This is a genomic window from Acetobacterium sp. K1/6, assembly GCF_034438075.1.
GTDB lineage: Bacteria > Bacillota > Clostridia > Eubacteriales > Eubacteriaceae > Acetobacterium > Acetobacterium carbinolicum.
The window spans coordinates 1-7,159 of the sequence record NZ_JAXQGA010000040.1; the positions used below are offsets into that span (position 1 = coordinate 1).

General features: G+C 40.7%; 4 protein-coding genes. All 4 read left to right on the forward strand.

The genetic code is table 11. The annotated features are described in order from the left end of the window. The first annotated feature begins 1,140 nt into the window (after window positions 1-1,140). On the forward strand, window positions 1,141-2,937 hold the full coding sequence (locus U2P91_RS17370) for an ASKHA domain-containing protein (protein WP_111889129.1): 1,797 nt from the start codon (window positions 1,141-1,143) through the stop codon (window positions 2,935-2,937). Window positions 2,938-3,067: 130 nt separating this feature from the next. Then, complete coding sequence (locus U2P91_RS17375) at window positions 3,068-4,126, forward strand: asparaginase (RefSeq protein ID WP_322520080.1); 1,059 nt, start codon at window positions 3,068-3,070, stop codon at window positions 4,124-4,126. A 53-nt stretch (window positions 4,127-4,179) separates the two neighbouring features. Then, window positions 4,180-5,640 (forward strand): NAD(P)/FAD-dependent oxidoreductase, encoded by a 1,461-nt coding sequence (locus U2P91_RS17380; RefSeq protein ID WP_111889126.1) that lies wholly within the window; start codon window positions 4,180-4,182, stop codon window positions 5,638-5,640. Between the two features lie 419 nt (window positions 5,641-6,059). Further along, the gene (locus U2P91_RS17385) at window positions 6,060-7,040 is read left to right on the forward strand and encodes a uroporphyrinogen decarboxylase family protein (RefSeq protein WP_111889125.1); all 981 of its coding nucleotides are present in this window, start codon (window positions 6,060-6,062) and stop codon (window positions 7,038-7,040) included. Window positions 7,041-7,159: the final 119 nt, after the last annotated feature.

Here is a 7,159-nt window from a genome sequence, read left to right on the forward strand (position 1 = left end):
AGATCATCTTCCGTTAAACCCAATTTCTTTGCTATCTCACGGATGTCCTGTGGGGTAGCCTCTTGTGCAATCTCAATATCTGATTTAAATCCCATTTTTTTCCTCCAATACTTTGATAAATTTTTAACATCTGCATTTATGATATATGATTTCAAACTAAAAATCAAATAATAAATGTGACAATTTTTTACTGAAAAAAAGCGAATAACGTTTACATTTACGGGGTTTACATCAATATTTAGAACAATATTTTACTCTGCAACATAAAGCAACACTTTATTTCGCCAAGTCAAAGCATTTTGTCTCTATCATAATTCCCGTACTTCAATTATATTGATTCTTCAGGATTAACAAACCCTTAATTTGATCAAATTTCCAATTTTAGTAATTAAAAACTATTTTACGCTTTTTCATTTAATCCTCAAATTGATTCAATCCGATAAAACTACCTTTGTCTTTTGATCATTTACTGCGTTCACCTCCGGAGCTCTTTTTTGAATTTTCAACCGTCCAAACTGATGCTATTTCATTTGTCCTTCTTTTTTTGACCTACAAATAGGGAAGGGCAGCTAGTCCACTATTTACTTGTATATACAATTTAAGTTCAGATTATCATTATTTAAATGAAATGTCAATATTTTTCTAATTTAAGTCATTTTTTTCTCTTTCATTGTTTGTTATTTCTCAAACAATCCATCTTCAAGTAATATATCTCCATAATTCGACCTCATCAAACTTCTCAACCTAACTATTCCAGTCAATATTTTACACGCATTTTCCCTGACTAGAATAGCAATATTCTTTTTTTTGTTAATACTCAGGCAAAAAATAACAAGAATGCCGTGCTGATACCGCATTCTTGTTATTCATATCAACTCTTTAGCAGTCTGATACCCCGGATAACCGTTAAGTTCTTTCTTCACAGCATTGTCCCATTATTTTCACGTTTAAATTATAATCCTCCTCATCTGTCTTGACTGATGTCGCATTTATCTTGCCTGTATCTGCTGACCATTTCTGATTTTCCCTGTCGATATTTTTCTATTTTGTTGAAAATCTAATTTTAAATGGTTATAATGAGTATAGTCTAGATAATATTTTATAGTTTGCCCAAATTTATGATTAAGGAAGGATAAATTTATGTCATCTTTGAATACTATTCGTGTTTTTTTTCCGTTGTTGGATAAAAACGTTATGGTTGAAGCCGGAAAAACAGTTGCCCAAGCTTGCGCTTTAGTTGGTTTTCCACAAAACCTGGTCTGTGGAGGCAAAGGAACGTGCAAAAAATGTCTTGTTACTATTCGTGAAAACGATTTAGTTTCTGAAGTCCTGAGTTGTCAACATCTCGTTTCTCAGGACATGGCCATTTTTATTTCAAAAGAGGCGGCGCTATCCCAAATACTGGAAACAACCAGCAATGGAGAGTTGAGTTTTAATCCCAAAACCAGAGTGGCTACCGTTCCAATCACGGCATTAAAAACCGAGATGTGCTCCTATGATCTTGAAACGATCCGAGCCGCCCTTGAAATGCCGGTTAAGATGCCTTCTATTAAAGTATTGCGAAAATCATCTGATATTTTTCATCAAAAGAACCTTCCACTGATGAATTTCATACTATACGATGATGAAGTCATCGATCTGATCCCGGCCACTGAGGCAATAAATGCTTACGGAATCGCCTTTGACATTGGTACCACCTCTGTTGTCGGTTACCTTTATGACTTGACAAACGGGGTTCTAATCCACCAATATTCTTCCCTGAATAAGCAAATTTCTTTTGGCGGAGACGTGATTAGTCGTATTGATTATGCTTCTACGTCTTCAGAAAACCTGATGAATATCCAACACGCCATCATTGAAACGGTTAACACGATTTTATCGAACCTTTTTTATGAATCCAAAATACCATCTGAAGCAGTTTACGAATGTGTCTTCTGTGGCAACAGTACCATGGCACATCTTTTTCTGGGTTTAAACCCCCTGCATTTAGGTCTTTCTCCTTTTACCGGCATTACTCGGGACATGGTTGTCCTGAAGGCCGAAGAACTTAATATCAACATAAATCCTAGTGGAAAAATAACCTTTCTGCCTTTATTGGGCGGGTTTGTCGGCGCCGATACTACCGCTGTTCTATTGGGGCTGCCAAAAGATGACGCCTATCGTCTCATGATTGATTTAGGAACAAACGGAGAAATTGCCGTAGGCAACGGTAGCCGATACTTTGTCGCTTCAACTGCCTGTGGGCCGGCCTTAGAAGGCGCCGGCATCCATATGGGGATGAGGGGCACCACTGGCGCGATTGAAAAAATTAATCTGGTTGACAATGAAATTAAATGCCATGTCATCGGCAACGTGGCTCCCCTTGGTTTTTGCGGTTCAGGTATCATCGATGCCATCGCCTTCCTCTATCGGGAAAAACTAATCTACAACCGCGGAAATTTTATTAAAGGTGAGGATCTTGATAATCATCCATTAAAGGATCGTTTTAAGATAGATGAAAACAATCAACGCTATTTTATTTTTGTTCGTCATGAGGATAACCCCAACGGCAAAGAGATGATTATTACCCAAAAGGATGTCCGGGCTGTACAATTGGCCAAGGCCGCCATTTTTACAGGTTGCTGTCTATTGACCGAAAAATACGGTATCAAAGCAGAAGATCTCAAGGAAATAACCCTGGCCGGTGCTTTTGGAAATTATATTGATATCGAAAATGCCCAATTTATCGGTTTGCTTCCGGAAATTGCCGGTGTTCCCATTCGTTCCATCGGCAATGGTGCCGGGACCGGTTCCCAGCTTTTCTTGCTTTCTCAGGATGAAGCCAAACGCTGTGAGCATATCCCGACGATAACCACCCATATTGAGCTCGCAACAGATCCGAATTTTTCCAACCTTTATATGCAAAACACCACCCTTGGTCAAAACGAAATGAAGTAACGCGCTCGTTTTAAATAAAGCTGACAACCATTTTAAAAAAGCAAACACGCATCTGATGTTTGCTTTTTTTATTCCCCTGACCATCATTAGATGCTATAATTATTCTAAATTACCGAAAGGATACTCAACTATGGAAAATACACCCAAGATCTTATTATTATTAACGGGGGGGACCATCGGCAGCGCTGTCAACGACCACTGTATCAATGTGGATTCCAGCCGCGGTGACGACTTGCTGTCTTATTATCGAGAACATCATAGCCGCGCCGTCGAATTCGACGTCGTCCGTCCCTTTAATATTCTTAGCGAAAACGCCGAACCAAAGCACTGGCTGAAGATCATCGAAACCTTACAATCCTATCGACTCAGCGATTATGATGGTGTCATCATTGCACATGGTTCGGATACCCTTCCCTATACCGCTGCCGCTCTTTCTTATGGCCTTGACTGTCCGTTAATTCCCATTGTTTTGGTGGCTGCCAATTACGCCATCGGTGAACGGGGTAGCAATGCCATTGCTAATTTTTCGGCAGTAGTAGAATTTATCAGTAATATGAAGCTGCCCGGTTTTTATGTCATTTATAAAAACAGTGACCACGTTATTTATGTCCATCTGGCAACCCGACTCCAGGAAGCCGATTGGCTCAAGGATGACTTTACCAGTTTTGGCGGTCCATTAGGGGTGTTTGATCATCGTGGTTTGTGTTGTGTCCCCACGGCTAAAAATCCAACCATGATGAAACTTTACAACCCCTCCCCGGATGATATCCCTGTAGTTAAAGAATTTCGCAACGAAGTCCTGGCACTGCGGGCCTATCCCGGTTTAAACTATGAGGTAATTGACCTCCAAAAACGTCCCATCCGAGCCATACTTCACTCTTTATACCATTGCGGCAGTGGAAATGTCGCTGGAGAAAACGGAACTTCCCTCTTAGCATTTATAAAGAACAACCCCCATGTGGATCATTATATGATCTCCTACAAAAATATTCATGGTGATCTTTACGCCTCCTGTAAGGAGCTCATTGCCGCTGGTGCAATTCCCCTGGAGAACATCTCCTTTGAAGCGGCGGTAACCAAACTGAATTTTGCCTATAATCAACAAGAATTCCTGCCACTTAACTATATGAAAAGAGAATTTTTCTATGAGTTCCTGAGAGAAGCACAGGAAAATGGGTATGTAATATAATAATTTTAGCAAGTTTAAGTACTTAAAATTTAGCATTAACAAAGGAGACTACTATGCATGATGTGGCTATTATCGGAGCCGGCATAATCGGAACATCGATCGCCCGGGCTCTTGGTCGTTACAAACTATCTGTTGTCATTTTTGATAAAGAAAATGATGTGTCCATGGGAGCAACAAAAGCCAATTCGGCCATTGTCCATGGGGGCTTTGCCGAATCCCACACCAAAGTAAAAGGGGGCTTATGCTACAAAGGCCGAAAACAATTTGACCAATTGGACAAGGAATTAAACTTTGGTTTTGAAAAAGTCGGTTCGCTGGTACTGGCCTTTGAAGAAGATCAGCTGGAAAAACTTAAATCCTTATACGAAAACGGTCTGGCCAATGGTCTGGATGATTTAGAAATCCTTGACCACGATCAGATCATGGCAATGGAACCGAACGTCAATCCAGATGTCAAATATGCCTTGTATTGTAAAGGCGCGGGCATTTGTTCGCCCTACGAAATGGCCATCGCAATGGCCGAAAACGCAGTTGCCAATGGCGTTGAGCTATTATTAAATACTGAAATTACAGCGATTGAAAAAACTGCTGATGGCTTTAATCTAACGGATCACAGCGGCAAAAATTATCAGTCCCGGTTCGTGATCAATGCTGGCGGAGTTTCCTCTGACACGATTTCACAAATGGTTGGCCTTGATTATTTCTCCATTACCCCCCGCACCGGAGAATATCTTCTTATGGTTCGCGGTTCTTCGAGCATTATTAATACCGTCCTGTTCCAGATGCCCACAAAAATGGGCAAGGGCATTCTGGTGGCGCCCACCTATTTCGGAAACCTGATCATTGGGCCAGACGCGGTCAATGAAGACACGGTTGATAAATCCACCCATTCCGAACGGTTGCTTAAAATTTTCAACGAGGCCAAACATACCACTGATAAATTAAATATTAAACAGTTTGTCCGCAGCTTCACTGGTGTCCGGGCGGTTAGCTCCACCGATGACTTTATCATTGAAGCCACTCCCGTTACCGGCTTTATTAATTGTGCCGGGATCCAATCACCGGGACTTACTTCTTCTCCGGCAATTACCGAGATGGTTCTGGACTTTTTAAAGAATCAAAACTGTCCCTTTGAAGAAGACCCCAGCTTCAATCCTTATCGGGCACCGATTATTACCCGGTCAGAATTAAAACCACTTAAAGAAATAACGCCTTTCGTGGATATTGATTCTAGCCCCGAGAAAATAATTTGTCGCTGTGAACAGGTGAGTGAAGCCACCATTATTGATGCTATGAATCGGGGTATTACCGTGACTACCGTCGATGGGATAAAAAGGCGCACCCGCGCTGGATTCGGTTGGTGCCAGGGAACCTTCTGCCGTCCCAGGGTTGCTGAAGTGATGGAACGCGTCCTCGGCCATGAAATTGATTCCGGTTTTGATGTCGAACACAGCGGTGTTAACCGGGTGGGAAAAAACGAAATCGTCGATTATATTTCAAAGCATACCGACTAGTCTTTCGTTCTCCTCAAAAAATTAGTCTCGCCAAATAAACGCTTCTCACTATCAACAGTGGCTCAAATTAAAATAACTGTGAGCCACTGTCTTTTTATTGCCTCAGAAAAACGGCTCGGACTCAAATTTATAATTCTGATGTTTTACTTGTTTTCTTTAAGAAAAAAACATAAATCCTACACATTTACTAAAATAGTCATTGACAAAAATGCTGCAACCGTTTATAATTGCAGTAAAGATAAGTGCATTTACTAAAATAACAGTAAATAAAATACTTAATACTAATATTAGTTTTTAATTTGTTCGCGACCAATCAGGCTTTTTATTATTACCCCGTCACTATTGCACTGATTATCCGCAACTTTGCCAGGAACTGATCAATTACTCATTCTATGTAAATTTTAAGGAGGCTACACACGATGTTAACTGTAAAAGAAAATTTGAAAGAAGTCCTCACAGGGGGGAATCCGGATCGTTTTGTTAAACAATTTGAATTTATGCAAATGATCATGAGCGTGCCATCTTGCCGAATCAAACCAGCAATGGGCGAAGAAGTTGTCAATGAATGGGGTGTCACCATTCGCTGGCCTGAAGGTCAACTTGGTTCTTTTCCTGTCCACGATGCCGATCACATTCTATTAAAAGATGTAACGGAATGGCGAGATTATGTCAAAGCGCCAAATGTTGTTTTCCCTGCTGAAGCCTGGGAAAAAGCCATTGCCGACGCCAAAGCTGTTGATCATGACAATAAGTACGTTACCGCATTTATTGCTCCCGGAGTTTTTGAACTGACTCACTACCTAATGGGTATGGAAAATGCTTTAATGAGTTTTTATGAAGAGCCTGAAGCTATGGTCGAACTAATTGACTATATTACTGAGTTTGAATTGGCCTATGCTAAAGAATTAGTGACTCACCTTAAACCAGAAGTCATTTTCCACCATGACGATTGGGGCAGTCAAATTTCCACATTCTTATCTCCAGCCATGTTTGAAGAGTTTTTCTTACCAGCCTATAAGAAAATTTACGGATTCTATAAAGAAAACGGCGTGGAACTGATTGTTCACCATAGCGACAGCTACGCAGCAACCTTAGTCCCTTATATGATCGAAATGGGTATTGATATCTGGCAGGGTGTTATGACAACCAACGATATGCCTAAAATGATCAAAGAGTACGGCGGAAAAATCACCTTTATGGGTGGGGTTCACAGTGGTGTAATCGATCATCCGGCATGGACTAAAGAGCAAGTTGAAGAAGAATTTACTCGCGCATGCCACGAATGCGGAAAGCTTTATTTCATTCCTGGTGCCTGCCAGGGTATGGGCGTCAGCTCTTTCCCCGGCGTATATGAAGCAAGTGATGTCGCCATCGATAAAATGAGCAAGGAAATGTTCTAAATACATCCTTCCCCAAGGAATTAAATTTTTATAAAACTAATATTACCAGGAGGTAAGAGTAAAATGATTATTATCGGAGAAAAAATTAACGGTGCCATTCCGTCTACCGCAAAAGCCAT